Source organism: Solidesulfovibrio alcoholivorans DSM 5433, from assembly GCF_000702665.1.
GTDB lineage: Bacteria > Desulfobacterota > Desulfovibrionia > Desulfovibrionales > Desulfovibrionaceae > Solidesulfovibrio > Solidesulfovibrio alcoholivorans.
The window spans coordinates 249,828-272,240 of the sequence record NZ_JNJA01000004.1 but is presented as its reverse complement, the minus strand read 5'-3'; the positions used below and the strand labels follow the sequence as shown (position 1 = coordinate 272,240).

The 22,413-nt window shown below is 66.2% G+C and carries 21 protein-coding genes; 10 read left to right on the top strand and 11 right to left on the bottom strand.

The window, feature by feature from the left end; all coding sequences use genetic code 11:
- Nucleotide 1 precedes the first annotated feature (1 nt).
- Nucleotides 2-1,444, bottom strand: coding sequence for an ABC transporter ATP-binding protein (locus tag Q368_RS0109725; protein WP_052360096.1), 1,443 nt, complete (start codon nt 1,442-1,444; stop codon nt 2-4).
- The gene (locus tag Q368_RS0109720; protein WP_245611315.1) at nt 1,434-2,354 is read right to left on the bottom strand and encodes an ABC transporter permease; all 921 of its coding nucleotides are present in this window, start codon (nt 2,352-2,354) and stop codon (nt 1,434-1,436) included. Before Q368_RS0109720 ends, Q368_RS0109725 begins: the two co-directional genes overlap by 11 nt.
- A gap of 40 nt (nt 2,355-2,394) precedes the next feature.
- Between Q368_RS0109720 and Q368_RS0109715 the strand changes: the two genes are divergently transcribed.
- From Q368_RS0109715 to Q368_RS0109695, 5 genes are all read left to right on the top strand, one after another.
- Nucleotides 2,395-4,392 (top strand): glycosyltransferase, encoded by a 1,998-nt coding sequence (locus Q368_RS0109715; protein ID WP_029458875.1) that lies wholly within the window; start codon nt 2,395-2,397, stop codon nt 4,390-4,392.
- Nucleotides 4,393-4,399: 7 nt separating this feature from the next.
- Nucleotides 4,400-5,503, top strand: coding sequence for a glycosyltransferase family 4 protein (locus Q368_RS0109710; protein WP_029458874.1), 1,104 nt, complete (start codon nt 4,400-4,402; stop codon nt 5,501-5,503).
- A gap of 168 nt (nt 5,504-5,671) precedes the next feature.
- Complete coding sequence (locus Q368_RS0109705; RefSeq protein ID WP_029458873.1) at nt 5,672-7,366, top strand: FAD-dependent oxidoreductase; 1,695 nt, start codon at nt 5,672-5,674, stop codon at nt 7,364-7,366.
- 84 nt (nt 7,367-7,450) lie between these two features.
- On the top strand, nt 7,451-7,867 hold the full coding sequence (locus Q368_RS0109700; RefSeq protein ID WP_029458872.1) for a secondary thiamine-phosphate synthase enzyme YjbQ: 417 nt from the start codon (nt 7,451-7,453) through the stop codon (nt 7,865-7,867).
- 310 nt (nt 7,868-8,177) lie between these two features.
- Entirely contained in the window at nt 8,178-10,922 is a 2,745-nt protein-coding gene (locus tag Q368_RS0109695) for a CHASE4 domain-containing protein (RefSeq protein ID WP_029458871.1), read from the top strand.
- A gap of 32 nt (nt 10,923-10,954) precedes the next feature.
- Here Q368_RS0109695 and Q368_RS0109690 read toward each other — a convergent pair whose 3' ends face one another.
- From Q368_RS0109690 to Q368_RS0109675, 4 genes are all read right to left on the bottom strand, one after another.
- Nucleotides 10,955-11,377: a response regulator gene (locus Q368_RS0109690; protein ID WP_052360095.1), complete on the bottom strand. Its 423-nt coding sequence runs from the start codon at nt 11,375-11,377 to the stop codon at nt 10,955-10,957.
- Nucleotides 11,378-11,581: 204 nt separating this feature from the next.
- Nucleotides 11,582-13,231 (bottom strand): alpha-keto acid decarboxylase family protein, encoded by a 1,650-nt coding sequence (locus Q368_RS0109685; protein ID WP_029458869.1) that lies wholly within the window; start codon nt 13,229-13,231, stop codon nt 11,582-11,584.
- Between the two features lie 74 nt (nt 13,232-13,305).
- Entirely contained in the window at nt 13,306-15,885 is a 2,580-nt protein-coding gene (locus tag Q368_RS0109680) for an ATP-binding protein (protein WP_029458868.1), read from the bottom strand.
- Between the two features lie 26 nt (nt 15,886-15,911).
- Nucleotides 15,912-16,751 carry a transporter substrate-binding domain-containing protein gene (locus tag Q368_RS0109675; RefSeq protein ID WP_029458867.1) on the bottom strand — a complete coding sequence of 280 codons (840 nt, stop codon included), beginning with the start codon at nt 16,749-16,751 and terminating at the stop codon, nt 15,912-15,914.
- A gap of 269 nt (nt 16,752-17,020) precedes the next feature.
- Between Q368_RS0109675 and Q368_RS0109670 the strand changes: the two genes are divergently transcribed.
- Both Q368_RS0109670 and Q368_RS0109660 read left to right on the top strand, forming a co-directional pair.
- Nucleotides 17,021-17,248, top strand: coding sequence for a MoaD/ThiS family protein (locus tag Q368_RS0109670; protein ID WP_029458866.1), 228 nt, complete (start codon nt 17,021-17,023; stop codon nt 17,246-17,248).
- 139 nt (nt 17,249-17,387) lie between these two features.
- A complete protein-coding gene (locus tag Q368_RS0109660) occupies nt 17,388-17,591 on the top strand; it encodes a hypothetical protein (RefSeq protein WP_029458865.1) in 204 nt (67 codons plus the stop codon).
- Here Q368_RS0109660 and Q368_RS0109655 read toward each other — a convergent pair.
- The 4 genes from Q368_RS0109655 to Q368_RS0109640 are packed head-to-tail and all read right to left on the bottom strand — an operon-like array spanning nt 17,570 to nt 19,912.
- The gene (locus Q368_RS0109655; protein WP_029458864.1) at nt 17,570-18,334 is read right to left on the bottom strand and encodes an enoyl-ACP reductase FabI; all 765 of its coding nucleotides are present in this window, start codon (nt 18,332-18,334) and stop codon (nt 17,570-17,572) included. The genes Q368_RS0109660 and Q368_RS0109655 overlap by 22 nt on opposite strands.
- A gap of 14 nt (nt 18,335-18,348) precedes the next feature.
- A complete protein-coding gene (locus tag Q368_RS0109650; protein ID WP_029458863.1) occupies nt 18,349-18,984 on the bottom strand; it encodes a TetR/AcrR family transcriptional regulator in 636 nt (211 codons plus the stop codon).
- Between the two features lie 11 nt (nt 18,985-18,995).
- Nucleotides 18,996-19,415, bottom strand: a complete 420-nt coding sequence (locus Q368_RS0109645; RefSeq protein WP_029458862.1) for a MauE/DoxX family redox-associated membrane protein — start codon at nt 19,413-19,415, stop codon at nt 18,996-18,998.
- Nucleotides 19,412-19,912: a rhodanese-like domain-containing protein gene (locus tag Q368_RS0109640; protein WP_029458861.1), complete on the bottom strand. Its 501-nt coding sequence runs from the start codon at nt 19,910-19,912 to the stop codon at nt 19,412-19,414. The genes Q368_RS0109645 and Q368_RS0109640 overlap by 4 nt, the downstream gene beginning before the upstream one ends.
- Before the next feature lie 111 nt (nt 19,913-20,023).
- Here Q368_RS0109640 and Q368_RS0109635 point away from each other — a divergent pair, with 111 nt between their 5' ends.
- The 3 genes from Q368_RS0109635 to Q368_RS0109625 are packed head-to-tail and all read left to right on the top strand — an operon-like array spanning nt 20,024 to nt 21,735.
- Complete coding sequence (locus Q368_RS0109635; protein ID WP_029458860.1) at nt 20,024-20,860, top strand: rhodanese-like domain-containing protein; 837 nt, start codon at nt 20,024-20,026, stop codon at nt 20,858-20,860.
- A 14-nt stretch (nt 20,861-20,874) separates the two neighbouring features.
- Nucleotides 20,875-21,282, top strand: coding sequence for a YccF domain-containing protein (locus Q368_RS0109630; protein WP_029458859.1), 408 nt, complete (start codon nt 20,875-20,877; stop codon nt 21,280-21,282).
- Between the two features lie 12 nt (nt 21,283-21,294).
- The gene (locus Q368_RS0109625; protein ID WP_029458858.1) at nt 21,295-21,735 is read left to right on the top strand and encodes a DMT family transporter; all 441 of its coding nucleotides are present in this window, start codon (nt 21,295-21,297) and stop codon (nt 21,733-21,735) included.
- A 469-nt stretch (nt 21,736-22,204) separates the two neighbouring features.
- Here Q368_RS0109625 and Q368_RS0109620 read toward each other — a convergent pair whose 3' ends face one another.
- Nucleotides 22,205-22,405 (bottom strand): tautomerase family protein, encoded by a 201-nt coding sequence (locus Q368_RS0109620; protein WP_029458857.1) that lies wholly within the window; start codon nt 22,403-22,405, stop codon nt 22,205-22,207.
- Nucleotides 22,406-22,413 lie beyond the last annotated feature (8 nt).

The following is a 22,413-nucleotide window of genomic DNA, read 5'->3' as shown; positions in this document are numbered from 1 at the left end:
TTTACCCCTTTCGGGAGGTCCAGGAGGGGCAGGGCCCCTCCTGGCCGCCGGAGGCGTCTTCCTCCCCTCTCCATTCCCCATACAACTGCATCGTCGCGCTTCCGGGCAGGTTCGCCACGCCGTGGTGGGTGAGCTGCACGGGCGTGGTGTCGCGGCTGCGGAAGGTGACCATGAAATCGCCGGCCCGGGTCAGGATCGAGATGACCGTGGTGCGGCTTTCCAGTTCCTGGTGGGAAAGCGCCGCCCGGCGCGCGAAATCCTCGCGCCTTATCGTCGAAAAGCCCAGGTTGAACGTGTATTCGCCCGGCGCGAGGTCGAGGGAAAGGTCGAAGCGCACGCGCACGATGGCGCCGGCCGGCGTCGCGGTCGGGTGTTCACAGTCGAATTGCAGGGTGTTCTTGCCGAAGACGATGATGCGCTTGTCGTTAATGAGTTCCACCCCGGCCACGGCCACCTCGATATCGGTCGTGACGGCGTAGCGGCAGAAGATGGACACGGTCTCGCCCTGCTCGAAGGCGCGGCAGGGATTGCCCGCGGCGTCGCACACGGCCACGTGGGTGAGCGTGGCGAAGCCGTTTTCGGCGGCGGCCACGGCCGCGAGGTCGAGGAAGGCTTCGGGCGCTGGCCAGAAGCCGGCGTCGGCATCCTCGGCCGGCAGGTGGTCTATCGGCTGCGCCGCGACAGCCGCCGTGGCCGACTTGGCGCCGGGGCCGACCATGTAGCGTTTGACCGCCGCGGCGGCGTCGCCGCAAAAGATCGTGCGCCCGCGTTCGAGAAAAAGCGCGCGGTGGCAGAACTGGGCCACGTCGTTCATGGCGTGGGAGACGAGCACGACCACGGTGCCGCGCGCGAGCAGCCCTTCCAGGCGCTGGTAGCATTTCTGGCGGAAAAAGACGTCGCCGACGGCCAGCGCCTCGTCGATGATGAGGACTTCGGGCTCGAGGCTCGTGGTCACGGCAAAGGCCAGGCGCAGGAACATGCCGCTCGAATAGGTCTTGACCGGCTGGTCGAAGTGGACGCCGATGTCGGCGAAAGCGGCGATATCGTCCATGCGCGTCTCGACGATATTGCGCGGGATGCCGAGCACGGCGGCGTTGACGTAGACGTTTTGCCGGCCGGTGAATTCCGGCTTGAAGCCGGAGCCGAGCTCGAGAAGCGCCGTGGTGCGCTCGGGCAGGACCACCTCGCCGGCCGTGGGTTCGAGCACGCCGGCGAGGATTTGCAGCAGGGTGGATTTGCCGGCCCCGTTCTTGCCGATGATGCCGAAGGCCTCGCCGGGCATGACCTCGAAGGAGACGTCGCGAAGGGCCCAGTGCTCGCGGAAAAGCGGCTTGCCGCCGGGGAAAAGGAGCTGGCGCAGCCGGTCCTGGGGACGGCTGTAGAGCTCGTACATCTTGGAGACGCCCCGGGCGGCGATGACCGGGGTCACGGCATCAGACGGCATCGGCGAAAAGCCTCTTGACGCTTGAAAAAAACGCATACCCGACGAGCATGACCGCAGCCGAGGCGAGGGTGACCCAGCCGAGCGCGGCCCAGTCCGGCATCTGGCCCCAGAGGATGGTGCGGCGCAGGTGATCGACCACGGGATGCAGGGGGTTTAAGGCCAACAACGACCGGTAAGGCTCGGGCACGGCGGTGAGCGGATAGAGAATCGGCGTGGCGAAGAAATAGAGCTGCACGATGACCCCGACCATGTTGCCGAGGTCCTTGAGAAAGACGCCGACCGGCGCGAGCAGCCAGCACACCCCGAGCGTGAGCATGCAAAGCGGCGGATAGGCCAGCGGCGCAAGCAAAAGAGTCCAGTGGAGCGTCCCCGTGGTCGCGAGCACGCCAAGGGCGACAAGCGCGAGGCTGACCAGGGATTCCATGGCCGCGGCGCAGAGGATGCCGACGGGCAAGATCTCCAGGGGAAAGAGGACCTTCTTGATGAAATTGACGTTTTCCGAAAGCAGCCTTGGCGTGCGGTTCACGCAGCCGGCGAAAACCTCGAACACGGCCAGCCCGGTGAAAAGGATGAGCGCGTACCCGGCCACGCCGCCCTGCCCGCCGCCGGCCCAGGACGGCTTGAAGACCACGGAAAAGACGAAGGTGTAGACGGCAAGGGTGGCCAGCGGGGAAACCAGGCCCCAGAGCACGCCGAGCTGCGCGCCGTGGTAGCGGGAAAGGAATTCGATGCGGGCAAAGGTGGCCAGCACCTCGCGGCGTTTCCAGAAATGCCGGGCAAAGGCCACGGGGGAAAGGCCGGCGAAAAGACCCGACCAGAAAGAGCCGGGGCGCGGCCGCCGCACGACCATGACCATTTTTGACGCCTGCATGCCGCCGGTTGCATATTCGATGGAATTGACGCATGTCAACGCATCCGCCTTTCCGGCGCTGCCAACTCCCTGGATACCCATGCGCATCACCATCGACGCCAGCACCCTTTCCCATCCCCAGCGCACCGGCATCGGCCGCTGCCTGGAATCCATTCTGCCGCATCTGGCCGCGCTTGCCGCCGCGCGCGGCGACACGATCACGCTCGTTTCCGGCAAGCCGCTGGTGAACGCCACGGCGTGCGGGCTTGTCGCGGACGGACGCCTGACGGCACGGACGGTCAATGTGCCGTCGCTCTACGCCTGGCAGCAGACGGGCATGGCCTGGCAAATCCTGCAAGCCGGCGCGGACGTGCACTACGCCCCGGACGGCCTGCTGCCGCTGGCCTTTCGCGGCCGTAGCGTGGGCGTGGTCAACGACGTCCTGTGGAAGCGCCATCCCGAAACCCTGGCCCGGCACATCCGCTGGGTCTTCGCCCTGCGCCAGCGGGCGAGCCTCAAGCGCCTGACGATTCCGCTGACGCTCTCCGCCTTCACCCGCCGGGAAATGCTGCGCGTCTACGGCCCCATGGCCGCGCGCACGCGCCCAACGGACCTCTGCGCCGTGGACCACGGCCGCTTCCGGCCGCTTGCATCCGGGGACGCCGCTCTCCTGGACGCTTTCCGTGCACGGCACGGGCTGCGGGAAGGCTATCTCCTGTGCGTGGGCAACCTGATGCCCCACAAGAACCTCGGCGTCGCCCTGCGCGCCCTGGCCCGGCTGCACCGGGACGCGGACGGCCCCCGGCCGCAGCTTGCGCTTATCGGCCACGGCGACCCGCAGGCGCTGCTTACGCTGCTGCCGGCCGGCACGCCCCCGGAGAGCGTCATTCCCCTGGGCTATCTGCCGGACGACGACGTGGCCCTGGCCTACCGGGGCGCGGCGGCCTTCCTTTTCCCTTCACGCTACGAGGGTTTCGGCCTGCCGCTGCTCGAGGCCATGGCCAGCGGGGTGCCCGTGGCCTATGCCGACGCCGCCTCCCTGCCCGAAGCCGCCGGCATCGCCGGCCTGCCCTTCCCGGCGGACGACGACGCGGCCCTTGCCACCCTGCTGCGTCGCCTGCGCACCGACGACGCGCTTCGCGAGCGGCAGGTCGCCCTGGGCCTTATGCGCGCGGCGGCGTTTTCCTGGGCGGCCTGCGCGCAAAACGTCTACGACGCCCTGCATGAGGCCTCGGGTAGGGCTCCCCTGCGCCTGCCCAAGGTCACGGTGGTCACGCCGTCCTTCAACCAGGCGGCATTCCTGCCCGAGACGCTTGAAAGCGTGGCCGCGCAAAAAGGCGTGGCCGTCGAACACATCGTCCTCGACGGCGGCTCCACGGACGAAACGCCGTCCATCCTGCAACAATGGGACGGCAGGCTCGCGTATTGGCGCTCGGCCCCGGACGCGGGCCAGACCGCGGCCCTGGCCGAGGGCTTCGCCATGGCCACGGGCGAGGTCATGGGCTGGCTCAATTCCGACGACACGCTGTGCGACAACGACGTACTGGCCGCCGTGGCCGAAGCCTTCGCCCGCCACCCCGAAGCGGTCATGGTCACGGGCGACACGCTCCTGACCGACCCCGCAGGCCGGCCGGTCATGCTCGACACCGTGCTCGCCCCCTCCCACCGCCAGATGCGCTACGCCATGGCCGTGCCGCAGCAATCGACCTTTTTCCGGCGCGACGCCTACCGCGCCGCCGGGGGCATGGACACGCGCTTTACCTATTGCATGGACTACGACCTGTTCGAGCGCATCAGCCGGCAAGGGAAAATCGTGCGCATCCCCCGTCTCGTCGCCACCTTCCGCCTGCATCCCTCGGCCAAGACCGCCACCTGGCGCGAGGTGTTCAAACGGGAGATATACGCCTGCCAGCACCGCCACGGCACGGGCGCGTGGCACGAGTTCCTCATCAAGCTCGTGGGCGTGGAAATCCGCGTGCAATCGCTTGCGGCCCAGTGCGGCGCGCTCCTTCGCGGCCGCCACCTGCCGTCGTGCGTCAACGCGCGCATCGAGCCCCTGCGCGCGTTGGCCCGCAAAAAACACGGCCTGATCGGCTGAGGCCGCCATGCGCATCGCCGTCAACGCCCGCACCCTGGACTATCCCTCCGGCGGCCCCAAGGAATACCTGCTGGGGCTTGTGCGCGCGATCCTCGACGCCGGCGGGCACGAATGCCTGCTCTACTACCCCGACGAACGCCATGTGGGCACGTTTCCCGAAGCGACGGAGCGGGTGCTGCCGACGCGAAACCGCCTCGCCTTCGACTGGCTGGCCCTGCCCCGGGCGCTGAAAAAGGACAAGCCCGACGTCGTCTTCTTCCCTTCCTCCAACATGCCCGCGGGCATCCCCTGCCCGGCCGTGGTGGCCATGCTCGACCTCGGCTATTTCCACCCGACACTGCGCATGTACAAGCGCGGCGACACCCTCTACATGCGCCGCTTCATCCGCTACGCCGCGCGCCGGGCCGAGCGCCTTGTGGCCATCTCCGAGCACACGCGCGCCGACGTGCTGCGCCTGACCCGGGCCCGGCCCGAGCAGGTGGCGGTCACGCCGCTGGCCTGCGACCCCCTTTACAAAGCGCCGGTCGCGCCTGCGGACGTCGCCGCCTTCCGGGAGCGCCAGGGTCTTACGAAGCCCTACATCCTCTACGCCGGCAACATCTCGCCGCGAAAAAACCTGGGCACGCTGCTTGCGGCCTTTGCCCGGGCCGGGTCGCGCCTGCCGTGCGATTTGGCCGTGACCGGCGGCCTCGCCTGGAGCGAGGATTTCAGCGAAACGGTCGCGAAGCTGGGCCTTGCCGGACGCGTGCGACGGCTCGGGCACGTGGCGCGGCGCGAGATGCCGCTTCTCTACCACGGCGCGCTGGCCCTGGCCTTTCCCTCGCTTTTCGAGGGCTTCGGCCTGCCGGTGCTCGAGGCGCAGGCCTGCGGCACGCCGGTCGTGTGCGCGGCGGCTACGTCCCTGCCCGAAGTGGCCGGCGACGGCGCGCTGCTCGTCGCGCCCGCCGACGCCGACGCCTGGGCCGACGCGCTTGTCCGCGTGTTCGCCGACGCCGCGTTGCGCGCCGACCTCATCCGGCGCGGCTTCGCCAACGAAGCCCGCTTCACCTGGGCGCAAACCGCCCGCCTGACCCTCGACGCCCTGACCGCCGCCGCCAGAACCCCCCGCTAGGATTCCCTATTTTTCTCGTCTCTATTCTTTCTTTTTGAAATTTCCCCGGCTCCGTCATTGCGGCCAAATTTGATTTACGGTATGAACCATTCCGTGAATTCGACCGCCCGCAAGGTCGCGGCAGCGGCCTGTCCATACACGAAAAACCGAATACGGAGGAAAACACCCATGCCCAGCAAGCGCATCGTCGTCATCGGAGGCACGGCAGCCGGTCCCAAGGCCGCTGCCCGGGCCAAACGTCTGGACGAACAGGCGGAAGTCACCCTGGTGCAGAAGGCCCCGGAACTCTCCATGGCCTCCTGCGGCTACCCCTATTACGTGGCCGGCGAGGTCAAGGGCCGCGACATGCTTCTGTGCACCCCGGCCGGCGTGGTGCGCGATCCGGCCTTTTTCGGCGGCGCCAAGGGCATCACGGCCCTGGTCGGCACCGAGGTCACGGCCATCGACCGCGAGGCCAGGACCGTCGCCTGGAAACGGACGGCCACGGGCGAAGCCGGCGAACTCCCTTACGACAAGCTGATCCTGGCCACGGGTTCCGTACCCAAGGTGCCGCCCATCCCCGGCCGCGAGCTTCATGGCGTCACCACGCTGTCGAGCCTGGCCGACGCCGACGGCCTGCGCGCCGTGGCCGCCGCAAACAAGGGCGAGGCGGCGGTCATCGTCGGCGGCGGGCTCATCGGCATGGAGACCTGCGAGGCGCTGGTCACAGCCGGCATGGACGTGACCGTGGTCGAGGCCCTGCCACAGATTCTGGGTTTTCTCGATCTCGAACTCGCGCTTGTCATGGAGAAACACGCCCGCTCCAAGGGCGCGAAGATCCTCACCGGCATCGGCATAACTGAAATTCTGGGCAAGGACGGCAAGGTGGCCGGCGTGCGCCTGGCCGACGGTCGCGAGTTGCCTGCGTCCCTCGTGGTCATGGCCATCGGCGTGGCCCCCAACACGGCCCTGGCCAAGGCCGCCGGGCTGGCGCTCGGCCCCACGGGCGGGCTCGTCACCGACTCCCGCATGCGCACCTCCGACCCGGACATCTACGCCGCCGGCGACTGCGTGGAGGTGCTCAACCGCTTGACGGGCAAGCCCATGCACGCCCCCTTCGGCGACCTGGCCAACCTGGAAGGCCGGGTGGCAGGCGAAAACGCGGTGCTCGGCGACGTGGCAAGTTTCCCCGGCACCATCGGCAGCGGCATTTGCAAGGTGTTCGATTTCGCCGCCGCGAGCACGGGCCTGTCCGAGCGGCGCGCCCGCGAGGCCGGCTTCGACGTTGTCACCGCGATCAACGCCAGCCCCGACAAGCCCGGTTTCATGGGGGCCAACCCCGTGATCTCCAAGCTTATCGCCGAGGCGGGCACCGGCCGTATCCTCGGGTTCGCCTGCGTGGGTCCGGGCGACGTCAACCGCCAGACCGCGGAGATGGCCATGGCCATCCTCGGCAACCTCACCGTGGACGATGTGGCCATGGCCGACCTGCCCTACGCGCCTCCCTTTTCCCTGGCCATCGACCATGCCATCGCCACGGCCCACATCCTGCAAAACAAAATGCGCGGCCTCATGCGCGGGGAACCGAGCACCGTGATCAAGGCGCGCGTGAGCAACGGGGAACATCCCTTCCTGCTCGACGTGCGCGGCCCCAAGGAATACGATGAGATGCGCCTGGGCCTGGGCGAAACCCTCGTTCCTTTGGGACAGTTGCGCAAGCGCCTGGGCGAGATGCCGGCCGACAAGCACACCCCGATCATCACCTACTGCAAGGTGTCCATGCGCGGCTACGAAGCCCAGCGCGTGCTCGCGGCCAACGGCTACGACAACGTGACAGTCATGGAAGGCGGGCTGGTGGCCTGGCCGTACACGCTCGAGAAGTAACGGCTGCGACGGCGCGGCTCCGGGGAAACCGGGACAGGCGTCCCGGTCTGCGCTACAAGGGCGAAAACGCCCTGGAGCCGCGCCATGAAAAGCTATCGCAAGGAACTCTGGTTCAACATCCCGTCCCGCCGGGCCTTCGTCAACATCACCCGCGAAGTGGAAGCCTGCCTGGCCGAATCCGGCATCCGCGAGGGGCTGTGCCTGGTCAACGCCATGCACATCACGGCCTCTGTCTTCATCAACGACGACGAATCCGGGCTGCACCACGACTACGAGGTGTGGCTGGAGAAGCTCGCCCCCCACGAGCCCGTGTCCGGCTACCGCCACAACGTCGGCGAGGACAACGCCGACGCGCACATGAAGCGCCAGATCATGGGCCGTGAGGTGGTCGTGGCCGTGACCGAGGGCCGCCTCGATTTCGGGACCTGGGAACGGATTTTTTACGGCGAATTCGACGGCCACCGCAAAAAGCGGGTCCTGGTCAAGATCATCGGCGAGTAACGCCGCTTCCCGCCGCAGGAAAAGTCCCCGGCCACCGCGCCACATGCGTGCGCCGGGGCCTCTGCCAGCATTTTTACATTCTGCGCATTTCATCTCGCAGCAGGACCCCAAAAGACGCGTGCCGCTCGCAACAAAGTCCTCTGGCGACAAAATCGGCGCCCTGCCCAGGCCTTCTCGGGAATATTTTCAAAGCGCATCCATTCATTCCCGACAGCATTCGAAGCGTTGCATTTTCCGGGCATCGTCATACAATACCAAAATCATTCCAAAGAACCGATTGCCTTCGTCCGGGAGAGGTGGAAGATAGTTTATGCGCGCGTCCATTCGGAAGTTCACCCTGTTGGGAATTTGCCTCGGCTCCGTATTGCTGTTCGCTTCCTACATCTCCATCAACAGCTACCTCCTCGACCGGGCCTTTACCGATTTCGAGTACGCGTCGCTTATGACCGATGTCCTTCGCGCCACCAATACGGTGCATGAGGAAGCGCATAAGCTCGATGAGACCGTTGTCGATTGGGCTGTCTGGGATGACAGCGCAATGTTCATGCAAGGGAAGACAAAAGACTACATAGAATCAAATCTTAACGAACGGACCATAGAAAGGCTATCACTCTATTTTATTGCGTTCATAGACAACAAAGGGAATATTGTCTGGAGCAACACAAATACAGGCGAGAACAAATATACCTTCGAACTGCCACAAGACATAAAAAACGCCATTTTCAAGGACAGCAAGATACTGACTGAATCGTCAATAAACAACAGGGTCCATGGCATCGCCCTTCTCGACAAGGGTCTTGCCATCATTGCGAGCTGCCCGATCCACACCAGCGACGGCGAGGGGCCCCAACAAGGCATGCTGGTCATGGGGAGGCTGTTTTCGCCGGGAATGATGCAAAATCTTTCGGAAAAAATACAGATTCCATTCCACGTCGAACCGGACTCGATGACACTGCCGCATCGGATCGCACGTGCCGACAAAAAGACATTTCATACGAAGGCACAAGAAGTCGTCACCATCTTCGACATCGGCGAGAATGAGACAGCGGCCGTGACCTTGTTGCGCGACCTGGCAAACCGCAAACAGCTTCGCCTGATCGTCTACGGCAACAAGGACATCGTCCATGCCGGCATCGCCATGAACAAGCGCGCCGCTGTCTACCTTGCCGTCGGCGGCCTCCTCCTGTTGGCCGCCATCGTCTTTCTCGTGGAAAAGCGCATCCTGCGCAGGCTGTTGCGCATTACGTCCCAGATCACGCAGATCAAGCAGCAAAACACCGTAGGCGATTGCATGCCGCATATTTCCGTTTCGGGAACCGACGAAATCACGACCATGGCCAACCAGATCAATTCCTTCATCGACGAAATCAATCACTACAAGACGGACCTGGAGAATCTTGTTCTCGAACGAACCAACGATCTCAACAATGAAATCATCAAAAAAGAGCACATCCAGCAACAGCTTGAATCCGCGAAGGATGCCGCGGAACAGGCGAACAGGATGAAGACGGACTTTCTGGCCAAGGTGACACACGAAATACGCACGCCGATGAACGCCATCAAGGGGCTCAACGACTATCTCCTGCACACATCCCTCAACGAAGAGCAAAAGGAGTGCGCGAGCATCATCAAGGATTCTTCCCTGCATCTGCTCGATATCGTCAACGACCTGCTCGACCTTTCCCGCATCGAAGCCGGAAAGCTCACACTGGAGCGCATCGACTTCAACCTGAGCGACCTGATCACCGCGACCGTCAAGATCCTGCGCCCCATTGCCGCGCGCAAGAAACTCGAAATACACATCGATTACACGGGGGACGCCGGCATCGTGTGCAGCGGCGACCCGTCCCGAATCCGGCAAATCCTCTTCAACCTCACGCACAACGCCATCAAGTTCACGCAGCTCGGCGAGATCCGCATCGCCGTGCGCGTGGACAAGGTGGAAATCGCCGGCCTCTACGCCGTATCCATCGCCGTGAAGGATTCCGGAATCGGCATCGAAACCAGCCAACTCGCCAACATCTTCGAACCGTTCACCCAATCCGACAATTCGATGAGCCGCAAGTACGGGGGCACGGGCCTGGGTCTTGCTATCTGCAAGCAGCTCGTGGAACTCATGGGCGGCAGCATCAGCGTCGTCAGCGTGCCGGGAGTCGGCAGCGAATTCTCCGTCGCCCTGCGTTTGCCCAAGGGCAGGGGTTGCGACGACGGCGCACAGGCGCCGTCCGCCCGCGACACGGCACCGGACAGGCACGGGGCGCTCCGGATACTGGTGGTCGACGACACGCCGACCAACCTCATGGTCGCCGAGAAGATGTTCTCCATGCTCGGGCAGCGCCCGACCCTCGCCGCTTCCGGCGAACAGGCGCTCGCCCTGCTGCAACAGGAACACTTCGACGTCGTGTTTCTCGACATCGAGATGCCCGGCATGAACGGTTTCGAGCTGGCGAAAAGCATCCGCGGCGGCGTGGCGCCGCTCAACCGGCAAACGCGCCTCATCGCCATGACGGCCTACACCCTCGACTCCGTCAAGCAGCAGTGTTTCCAGGCCGGCATGGAGGATTTCCTGGCCAAGCCGATCGACCTCGAATCCCTTGCCGCGAAGTTGCAGCCCCTCGGCAGCCACGCGGTCATCGTCTGCTCACAGCCCGAGGACGCCGCGCTGGCGCAGGCGCAGGCGCTGGCTGGCGCCGACGACCGGGACGTTCTCGACGTCGAGGCCGGCATGGCGCGGCTGGGCATGGACCGACAGCTCTATGAGGATGTCTGCGACGGCTTTCTCGAGAAATTCAACGCCGACAAATTCGAGATCGTCTTTCTCCGGCATGCGCCGGAGCCCAAGGAATTGCTGGTGTTCGTGCATACCCTCAAGGGCATTGCCCGCCAGCTCGGCGCGGAACGCATCGCCGCATTCGCCGAAACCCTCGAGACCGCCCTCCATCAGGGCAATGCGGTGAACCTTACGGCATCGCTTATGACCCTCGGCAGGGAAATACGCGCCGTGGAGGACGCCATCGCCCGCTTCAGGCAGGCCGGGGAAAACGCTTCCGCCTGACGCGCCGCGCCGGGGATTTGCGCCCCTTCGCCTTACGAAACTTCTTCGGGGAAGATCTTGCGCAGCACGCCCGCCACTTTCTCCAGGGAAAACGGCTTGACGATGTAGGCCGTCGCGTCATGGCGGCCGGCTTCGAGAATGCTGTCCGTGCCGCCTTCGCTGCTGACAATGACCACGGGCAGATCCTTGAAGACCTCCGAACCGCGCAACGTGTCGAGCAGCCCCAGGCCCGACAGCCTTGGCATCTTCAAATCGGCGAACACGAGGTTGATGGCGGCGTTGGCCTTGAGCATGTCCAGGGCCTGGGCGCCATTGCCGGCCACATGGACTTCCGGCACGCCGAGCTTTTGCAGGATGCTGCGCAACACATGCTGCATCACGGACGAATCGTCCGCGACCAGCGCGCAGACGCGTTTCAATGCGCGAAACGAAGGTACGCGATCGGCCTGGGGCATGGTTTCGACGTCCGGTTTGTTTTGTTCCGCACGGCGTGCGCCCTTGGGCGTTGCCTAGCGACTGCAAAAGGTGCGACACACCGTGTGCGGCAAGGTTTTTCCACAAGCGGCATACCGCATTGCGCTGCATACCGCCGGATTTTTCTACATGCCGGACCGTGCATTAGCAAGGGGTCGCTTTAACCTGATCGGCGCGCGCGGCGGTTAGTGGTCGCCGTAGAGCGTACGGATGGATTCCCCGAGTTTCTTGGCCAGGGGCGAGGCCGCCATGCGGTCCATGACCACCTCGACGTACGCGCCCGCGCCGCAGCTTTCCGCCTTGGCCATGGCTTCCTCCAACTCGGCGTTGCTGGTCGCCCGGGCGCAGAACCAGTCGGGCATGCCGAACGCGGCCGGGAGCTGCGTGTAGTCCCAGGGCGCGAGGTCGTTGTAGGCACTGCCCGGATTCTTGCACAGCAGCCGCTCGATCAGGTAGCCGTCGTTATTCAGGCAGAAAACCACTGGCTTGAGGCCGAAGCGGCCGAACTGGCCGAGTTCCTGCACCGTCATCTGGTGCGAGCCCTCGCCGGTGAAAAGGAGCGTGCGCCGCTCGGGCGCGGCCACGGCCGCGCCGAAAGCCGCCGGCGTGGCCCAACCGATGGCTCCCCACAGCGTCTGGTTGAAAAACTCCGCGCCGGTCGGCATGCGCGCGAACCCGAGCCCCATGGAGATGGTGCCCGTCTCGGCCATGACGATGTCGCCCTCGCGCAGGAACTTCTCGAAGCGCGGGTAAAGATAGTCCGGACTGATGCGCTCCCCGGGCGCGCCCTTGGGCTCGCCCAGGCCCTTGGGGCCGACGACGCTGCGGGGCTTGGGCGAAACGACCTTGGCCAGCCCCTCCATCACGTCGCGCATCTCCACATCCCGGAACGTGGCGTGGCCCACGCGGGTTTCGTGCTGCATGACCGCGATCATGTGCGAGGGGTCGATCTTGGCCGTGAACGCGCCGGTGTTGAAATCGCTCCACAGCGCGCCAAGGTTGAGCACGCAGTCGCAGCCCTCGACGAAATCGCGCACGTCCGGATTCATGATACGGCCGTCGTAGAGGCCGATGTAACCGGGCAGGGTCTCGTCCAGGGCCGTCTTGTCCATGAACATGGTGGCGAAAGGCAACCCCGTGCGGGCAAGCAGGCCCTTGGCCACCTCGCGCAGCCCGAGGCGCGCGATGAGGTAGCCGGCAAGCACCACGGCCGTGCCGGCCTTGTCCAGCATTTCCGCCACGGCCTCGATGGCGGCGGCGAGCGTTCCGGGATCGCTTTGGGGCGCTTCCGGCGCACAGACGAGTTCCCCGGCCAGGGGCACGTCGGCGTAATCCTGGGGCAGCGCGATGTACACGGGCCGGTTGCGCGTCAGCGCCGCCTCCAGGCAGCGTTCGATCTGGCAGGCCGCGTTTTCCGGGGTCAGCACGGCGCTTGCCGCGACCACGGGTTTGGTCATGTCGGCATAGGCGTCGAAGCTGCCGTCGCCGAGCGTATGGTGCACGATGCGCCGTGCCCGCTGGGTGGAGACGCTCGGCATGCCGACGAGATGGACCACGGGCAAGTGCTCGGTGTACGAGCCGGCCACGCCGCAAAGGGCCGAAAGCTCGCCCACGCCATAGGTGGTGCATAGCGCCGCGCGGCCGCGCACGCGGGCGTAGCCGTCGGCGGCGTAGGCGGCGTTGAGTTCGTTGCAACAGCCAATCCAGCGCATGTCCGGGTCGTTCTCCACGGCGTCGTTCAGGGCGAAGGAGAAATCCCCGGGCACGCCGAAAACATCCGTGATGCCGCTCTGCTTGAGGCGTGTCGTCAGGTATTCGATGACAGTCGGAGCCATGGGTCAAACCTCCGTGCATGGGTTTCCATCGTGTAGGTCAAGCACTTCCGCGGGGCTCCGTCAAGGGCGGGGCGTCAGGCCCCGCCGCCGCGGCGCTGGGAGGCGGCGCGCGTCACCGCCTGGCCCAGGGCGGCGAGGTCCACGGGCTTGGACAGGTAGTCGTTCATGCCGCAGGCCAGGCAGCGCTCGCGATCCCCGGCCATGGCGTGGGCGGTCAGGGCGATGATCTGGATGCCGGGGTCGATGCCGGAGCGCTCGCCGCGCCGGATGCGCCGCGTGGCCTCGTCGCCGCTGACGCGGGGCATCTGGATGTCCATGAGCACCACGTCGTAGTCGCTCTCCTCCAGGGCTTCGAGGGCCACGTCGCCATCCTCCGCGGCATCGGCCGCGAAACCGAGCTTGCGCAGCATCGAGACCGTGGCCAGGCGGTTGACGGCTTCGTCCTCCACCACCAGCACGCGCACCGGGCCACCCTGGTCCGGGGCGGCCGCGGCAACGGGCGCGACCCGGGCCTCCTGCGACGGAAGCGGCCGGCAACGAATGGCAAAGGCGAACTCCGTGCCCCGGCCGGGCACGCTGTCCACGGTGATGTGTCCGTCGAGCAGTCCGACGAGGCGCTTGACGATGCCGAGCCCCAGTCCCGTGCCGCCGTATTTGCGGGTAAAGGAGCCGTCGATCTGGGTGAAGGGTTCGAAAATGGCCTCCATCTGCTCCTCGGGGATGCCGATGCCCGTATCGGACACGGCGAACAGGAGATGCACCGCCTCGCCAATTTCAGATGCCTGCCGCACATCCAGGCGCACCGCGCCCCGGGACGTGAACTTCACGGCGTTGCCGACGACGTTGAAGAGAATCTGCCGCAGCCGGGCGACATCGGTCATGACCCGCGCCGGGGTCGCGGGGTCCACCACGACCGCGACGTCGAGTCCCTTGCGCACGCTTTCCAGGGTAAAGACCGAAAGCACCTCCGCGGCCAGGGCGCGCACGTCGCAGGGCTCGCTTCGCAGCACGAGTTTGCCGGACTCGATGAGGGTGAAATCCAGGATGTCGGTCAGCACGCGCACGAGCCCCCGGCAACAGGCCAGGGCCGTGGCCACATGGTCGGCGTCTTCCGGAGAAAGTCGTGATGCTTCGAGCAGTTGCAGCATTCCCAAAACGCCGTTGAGGGGCGTGCGCACCTCGTGGCTGATATTGGCCAGGAATTCGCTTTTGGCCCGGCTGGCCGATTCCGCAGCAGCCATGGCCTGGCGCAGCCGCTCCTCGACACGCTTGTAATCGGTGATGTCCACGAGGATACCGTCGAAGACCACGCCGCCTTCCGGGGTGCGGCGCGGCGCGGCGCGCAGTTGCCCCCAGCGGACCGCGCCTGTGGCGTCATGGAAGCGGGCCTGGACGTCAAAGGTGCCCAGCGTGCGCAGGGCCTGTGCTTCCGCCCGGCGCAGCACGTCGAGATCCTCGGGCAGATAGCGCGCGAAGAGGCTGTCGGCATTGTCGAGGACCTCCGGTGCCGCCAGGCCGAACAAACGCTCGACGCCCTGGCTGACGTAGAGGAAGCGCCGCGTCCCGTCCGGGCGGACCTCGATTTTGTAGATCACGCCATCGGGCAGGTTGTCGCCAAGCCGCCGCAGGGTGGCCTCGCGTTCCAGCAGCGCGTTTTCACTGCGTTTGCGCTCCGTGACGTCGTTGTAGATTTCCAGGCGGACGTCGCGGTCGCCAAGGGTGAAAAAACCGGCCTTGACCGAAAGGTCCCGTATTTCGCCAAAGCGCGTGGCCAGACGGATTTCACGCAGCGGGGCCCGGGGACCGTCCGCGCCGCCGGACATGCCCGGATGGGCCCGGCCGTCCGGCGGCGGCCGCAGCCAGGAGGGATCGCGGCCGAGGAGCTCTTCGCGGTCGTATCCCCACTGCGTGGCCACGGCCTGGTTGCAGTCCAGGATGCGCCCGGTCCCGGCGTCCACGACCAGGATCACGTCCATGACCTCGTCGAACAGGGAACGGTAGCGGTTTTCGCTTTCGGACAGGGCCGCCTCGGCCTTGCGTCGTTTGTTTCCGGCAAGGGTAAGGGTAAGGGTAAGGATGGCCAAAAACGACAGCCAGACGAAAAAAAGGACCCGGTTGAGGCGGTCCTGGCGTTTGGCCACGGCGAGCACCCAGCGCTCGATCGCATCATCGAGGCTGTCGCCCAGTTTTTCCAGTTCGGCGAACACGGCATGGCGCTCCACGGCGCGTTGCGCACGAAGCTGCTCCTGATCGAGAAGGCTTTGGCGCAGCAGTTGCTGGAACCGGACGATGCCGTGACGGTAGGCGCGCAGCCCGTTGTCGAGGTCCGGCGACTGCTGCGCGAGCACGTCCCGGCCCATCTCCGGTTTGCGCAACGAGGCAAGGAGCTTGTCCATGCCGTGGATCGCCTGTTCCATGAAGCCGTCCACATCGGCGAGCCTGACCGAGGTTTCGCCGGCAAGATTGCGCTCCACTGCCAGATAGCCCTTGACGATGTCGGCCCGGGATTGGCGCAGGTTGCCGCGCATGGGCGGGTAGATCACGAAATTTTCCCGCCAGGATGCGTTGGTCCACCACAAGAGCAGGCCGGTCAGAGCCGCCGCCGCGGCCATGGCGTACAGATGCAGGTCGATCCAACCGCGGGAACGCTCCATGCCGCGCCGCACCCGAGGCGTATCCCTCACTGTCGGCTCCACTGCGGCGCAGCTTCGAGGCCGAACCCGAAGGGGCGCATGAGATCATGATAGGGCGCTGTGCCGACGAACCCGGCAAGGGCCGCATCGATGCGCCCGGCCAGGGCCGTATCCGCCGGGCGAAAGGCAAAGGCGCTCAGGCCGGGGGGCAGCTCCGGCGTCTGCGTGAAAGGCCGGGCCACCTCCGCTTCGCCGGCCGATTCCCGGGCCAGCCAGACGACGCTCGGTTCGGTCAGGGCCAGGCAATCCGTGCGTCCGGAGCGCACGGCGGCAAGGCCCCCCGCCGGATCGGGCACGACGAACAGGCGGATCTCCGGCGTCCCCATGGCGACCAGGGCGAACTGTTCCACGGATCCGTCGAGCACGGCGACCCTGACGGCCGGATTTCCCACCGCTTCCTCGTAGGAATGCAGCGCCAGGGGATTGCCGCGCGCGACCAGCAGCCCTTGCGGCGTCCGGCTGTAGGGCCTGGAGAAGCGCACGATCCTGGCGCGCGCCGGGGTGATGAAAAGCCCGTTGGCGATCATGTCGATGCGGCCGTCGAGCAGCGCCGGGATCGCCTGCTGGAAATCCAGAAGCACCCACTGGATCGGCCCGATCCCGGCGCGCGCGAGCACGGCCTTGGCCATCTCCGGAGCGGCCCCGGTGATTTTCCCGGCTGCGGTGCGGAAGGAATACGGCGGTTCGCTCGAATAGCCCACGGTGATTTCCCCACCCGACCAGACATGGCGCGCGGGCGCATCTCCACGGCGGACATAGGTGAGGGCCGCAACGCCGCAAATCACGACGAGTGCCGTAACCACGAGATATCCCAGCTTGTTGCGCATGACCAAGCCGCCGATAAACATATTGGAAAATGCCGCCCCTGGCCCTGCGTCCGGGGCGAAGCACCCGCCGTCGATCCCTGGCCCCCGGCACGGCAACAAGCAGAGGGTCCCTTGTGTGACGTGGTACACCCTCGCCACGTCGATGGCAACGCATGCTCCGTATTTTCGCGCCACCTCGACACAAACGGATGGACAGGAGCATGGACACTGCTTTAAAAAACAGAAGTCATGAAACATCGCCGCCCGGACCGGGCGACAAGGAAAAGACCATGCCCATCGAATTGCGCTGCTACGCCACCCTGGCCCCGAAGATGCCCGGCAATGCCGACGCCCTGCCCATTGCGCCCGGCGAAACCGTAAGCGCCCTCGTCGATCGCCTGGGCATCCCCCGCGACGAGGTCAGGATCGTGTTCGTCAACGGCGTCAGCGCGGACATGGACAGGGCGCTTGCCGATGGCGACCGGGTCGGGATTTTTCCGCCCGTGGGCGGCGGTTAGGAGCGCCCGCTTCAGTAGCGCGGCTGCGTCGCGAGCCAGGCGGCGTAGGCGGAAAGCCCCATTTCGCGGATGCGCTCATTGTTGGCGCGCCAGCGCGCCGCAAGCGGCCCGGGCATGGGCGGCGATAGGGCTGTCCGGATTGTCCAGGCAGCGGCCGCAGCCAAGCCGGCCGGTCGCCGAACATGGCCGCGACGAACCGGCGCAGACCGGCCTTACCGCGCACCCGATGGACATCGACATGACCGGCCCCTGCGACGCCCCCGGCCACGCCCGCAATGCGCCCCAGCGCCGCAAGCACCTCGCGCTCGCCGGCCACGACGGCTACACGCCCATGATGTTGTAACCCGAATCCACGAAGATCACCTCGCCCGTGGTGCCGGAAGACAGGTCCGAGCCGAGGTAGAGCGCGCAACGGCCGATGTCTTCGAGCGAGACGTTGCGCTTAAGCGGCGAACGGTTCTCGATGGTTTCCAGGATGGTGCGAAAGCCGCTTATGGCCGAGGCGGCCATGGTCTTGACGGGGCCGGCGCTGATGGCGTTGATGCGCACGCCGCGCTTGCCGAGGTCCACGGCCAGGTAGCGCACGCTGGACTCCAGGGCGGATTTGGCCACGCCCATGGCGTTGTAGTTGGCGACCACCCGCCCCGAGCCGTAATAACTCATGGTCATCACCGACGCGCCCGGGGCGAAAAGCGGCTCGAACGCCCGGCACAACGCCACCAGCGAATAGGCCGAGACGTCCAGGGCCACGCGGAAGCCCTCGCGGCTGGTGTCGATGAAGCGGCCGGCCAGGTCCTCGCGGTTGGCGTAGGCGATGGAGTGGACGAGGCAGTCCACATTGCCCCACTTTTCGGCGACGAGCGCGGCCGCGGATGCGATCTCCTCGTCCTGGGACACGTTGCACTGGAAGACGAACTGCGCGCCGAGCTTTTCGGCGATGGGTTCGATGCGCTTGCGGATGGGTTCCGCGGCGTAGCCGAGCGCCAGTTCCGCGCCGTTGTCGCGCAGGGCCTTGGCGATGCCGTAGGCGATGCTGCGTTCGTTGACCACACCGAAAACCAGGGCCTTTTTGCCTTGCATGAGCATGGCAGCCTCCCGTCTCAGCGGACTTCGACCTCGCGCAGGATGCCGGCGACGATCAGGTCGAGCACCCGGTCCACGCGGTCGCGGTCCGCGTCGTCATACAGGTTGAGTCCGCCGAAGACCCCGCTTTGGCGGGAGCGGACCGTGAGGAAGATGGCCGCGCCGCCGAGCACGGCGACCACGGCCGTGAGGTCCAGGGAATCGGGGACCTCGCCCGTGACGCTTTCGAAAAACTCCAGGGAACAGCGCACGCGCGGATACTCGAGCAACCGCGTGAAGCGGTTGCGCGACATGAGCTCCCAGGCCAGGATGTCCAGGGTACGCGGCCGCGCGAGCAGGCCCCGTATGGTCGCCTTGAAGAAGTGCGCAAGCTGGGCCTTTGGCGGCATGGACGCGAAGCGGTCGGCGACCTCGGCGCGCAGTTCGGCCACGGGCGGCCAGAACACGGCGCTTTGGCCGAAGGTCGTGACCATGTCGTCGAGGTCCTGGAAATGGCGCAGGATGACGGCGCGCTCGAGTCCCGCCGCCCTGGCCACGGCCTCGAGGGAAATGTTCTCGAAGCCCTCCCGGGCGAGCAGGTCGCCCAGGGCCTCGAGCAGCCGCTCCCGCACCGTGCGGGGCTGGCCGATGGGAATGATCTTGACCCCGGACATGGGGAAACGCCTCAGGCCTGCCTCGCCCGCAGGAAACTCCCCACGGTCACGAGCAGGGCCATTGCCAGGATCGAGCCATCCCGGATGAAGGTCCGCGCGGAGATGGCGTCGTCGGCCTTGGTCGTGAAACAGCCGCACTGGGTGCTGATGCCCTTGTGCGTGGCCCAGGCCATGGCCGCAAGGAACACGGCCATCATGAGCGTGGCGGAAAAGCCCGCGCCGCGGGAAAAAAGGCCCGTGATGAGGCACATGCCGACCACCACCTCGATCCAGGGCAAAACCTGCGCCACGCCCCCGACGAGCACCTCCGGCAGGATCTGATAGTTGCGGATGATCTTGGCGAACGCCAGCGGATCGACGATCTTGTCCCAGGCCGCAGCCACGAACACGCAGCCCAGCGCAAAGCGCAGCAGGAAATACACCACCTTCATATGCCGCCCTCCGTGGGGCCGCCCGAGGCCGTCCAGCCCTCATACCCGTCGGTGACCACCGTGACGTAGGGATAGCCCGCCGTGCGCAACGCCTCGGCCAACTCTTTGCTCTTGTCGCAAAGCAGGTTGCCGCAGTAGATGACGAGCCTGTCCTCGGCGGTCAACCCCAGGGCCTTGGCCGCCGCGTCCAGGTCGCCGTACATGGTTTCCTGGGGCAGGCTCTTGGCCCCGGACACATGGCCCATGGCGAATTCCTCCGGGGTCCGGGCGTCGAGGAACACCACCCCGGGCTTGCCGAGCATGATCCTCGCGCCGTGGGCGTCCACCGTCTCGAGCCCCTTGCGCAGGGCCTCGCGCCGGTCCATGGCCGCGAAATCGATCACCCAGGGAAGCGGGGCTTCCCGGGCCATGTTCATGGCCACGGACAAGCCGCCGCCAAGCACCAGGATGCAGAAAAGTTCCAGCCATACCGGAACGAGCAACCGCGCGCGCGCCATACGTCCCCGCCTTGACAAGATTTCCCCGCCACGCGCATAAGCTGTGGGCAGGCTGGCCGTTTCCTACCCTACCGGCAGGCCGTTGCGCAACCCGTTACCCAGGAGAACCCCATGTCGCGCGAAATCGCCCCGGATCCCATCCGGAACGCCTCGGCCGAGGACGTGCGCCATATGCTGGACCACGCCCGCGAGGGCGACCTGACGCTCCTCGACGTCCGCATGGAGCCCGAATACGTGGAATTCCACCTGCCCGGGGCGACGCTGCTCCCCCTGCCCGATCTCCCGGACAAGCTGGGCGCCATCGACCGCAGCCTGCCGGTGGTGGTCTACTGCCGCTCCGGCGGCCGCAGCGCCGCCGCGGCCAAACTGCTGGCCGGCGCGGGCTTTCCCGACATCGTCAACATGCTCGGTGGGGCCATGGCCTGGCAGGGCACGGCCGCGATCGGCAGCCCGGACGCCGGCATGACCCTGCTGCGCGGCGACGAATCGGCGGCGCAAATCCTGCGCACGGCCCTCGGTATGGAAGCGGCGCTCGGCGGCTTCTACAAAATCCTCGCCAAGGACGCCGACGACGCCGAAACCACAGCCGTGTTCGAACGCCTGGCCGGCTTCGAAGAACGCCACCTCCACTACGTCCACACCCTTTACCGAAAAGCCACGGGCGACGAAACGGACCTGTCCGCCCTGCTCGCCGGCGCTTCCCCCAGCCTCGAAGGCGGCCTGCCCGGCGACGCGTTCCTGGCCCAGCTCGGCGGCGCGCCCGCCTCCGCCCAGGAAGCCTTCGAACTGGCTTCCTCCGTGGAAGCGCAAGCCCTCGACCTCTACTCCCGACTGTCCAAAAAAACCGAGGACGCCGAAGCGGCCTCCCTCTACGCGACCCTGGCCCAGGAGGAAAAAGCCCACCTGCGCGCCGTCTCCAACCTCATGCGCAAAACCCTCACCCCCTGACCCAAGGAGCCCCCATGCAACCCGTCAATTTCCTCATGAACATCCTCTGGCTCATCCTCGGCGGCTTCTGGATGGGCATCGGCTGGTACCTGGCCGGCATCCTCATGGCCATCACCATCATCGGCCTGCCCTGGACACGCGCCTGTTTCGTGCTCGGCAACCTGTCGTTCTGGCCCTTCGGCAAGGAAGTCGTGGACCGCCGCCACGTCTCCGGCGAAGACATCGGCACCGGCGCCCTGGGCCTTGTCGGCAACATCATCTGGTTCGTCCTGGCCGGCGTCTGGCTGGCCATCGGCCACCTGCTCGCGGCCGTGGCCAACTTCATCACCATCATCGGCATCCCCTTTGCCCTGCAACACCTCAAACTGGCCGCGCTGGCCCTGGCCCCCATCGGCAAGACCGTCGTCGACAAGCCGTATTGACCCGGAGCCCCCATGCAATCGGCCTACCTGATCCTGGCCCTGGCCGCGGGCATGTTCATGCCCATACAAGCCGGCATCAACGCCAAACTCGCCGGCATGATCGACGGAGCCATCCCCGCCGCCTTCGTCTCGTTTCTGGTTGGCACCCTGGCCCTGGCCCTGGTCCTCGCCGTCATGGGCCAGGGCGTGCCGTTTGCCCGCGCGCTGCCCGCCTCGCCCTGGTGGTACTGGGTCGGAGGGTCGCTCGGCGCGTTTTTCGTCACCGCAACCGTCATCCTCGCCCCGCGCATCGGCGCAGGCTCCATGGTCGCCCTCACCCTCGCCGGCCAGCTCGCCGCTTCCATGGTCCTCGACCACTTCGGCCTGCTCGGCTTCCCCCACATCCCCTTCGACGGCAAACGCCTCCTCGGCAGCATCCTCCTCGCCGCCGGCGTATGGCTGATACGCTTTTAAGCCGGGACGCTGTCCCGGACCCTGCCAGGGCTCTGCCCTGGACCCGTCGGGGCGCTGCCCCGAACCCCGCCGGGGGGAGTCACTTCCCCCGGTCCCCCCGGTCGGCGTCGTGGCGCGGGGAGGCTGCGGGCACCGGGAGGCCGGGCGGGGGGCGGAACGAAGATGGGGCCGGAATTTTCCCTGCCGCTGCCGCCGCTTTCGCGGCAGGCTCGCCAGGGAAAATTCCGGCCCCAGGCCGTCGCTCCTTCGGAGCGAATTCTTAGAATTTTTGCTTTGGAAGCCTCTTAAGACAAAAAACCTTAAACGGAATCTCTTCAAATGCGGCGCTTCGCCGCTGGCGACCACAGACCCCGACGCAACGCCCACCGACCGTCCTCCCACCCGCTTGCCGCTCCCCCCGTCCAGGGGTCCGGGGGGGATGATCCCCCCCGGCCGCCGGAGGCATCCTTCCTCCCTTCCCCCCTGCCCTCTATCCCTTTGCCCGCCGCACCGTGACGGTTTCGCCGCCGATGCCCCAGTTGTCGGTATCGACTTCTTCGATGATGACCACGGTGGTTTGCGGGTTCTTGCCCATTTCATCGCGCAGCAGGTTGGTGACGCCCTGGATGACCCGGGCTTTCTGTTCCGCTGTCGCACCGTCGCGGGTGATCTTGATGGAGACGAGGGGCATGGGGGCTC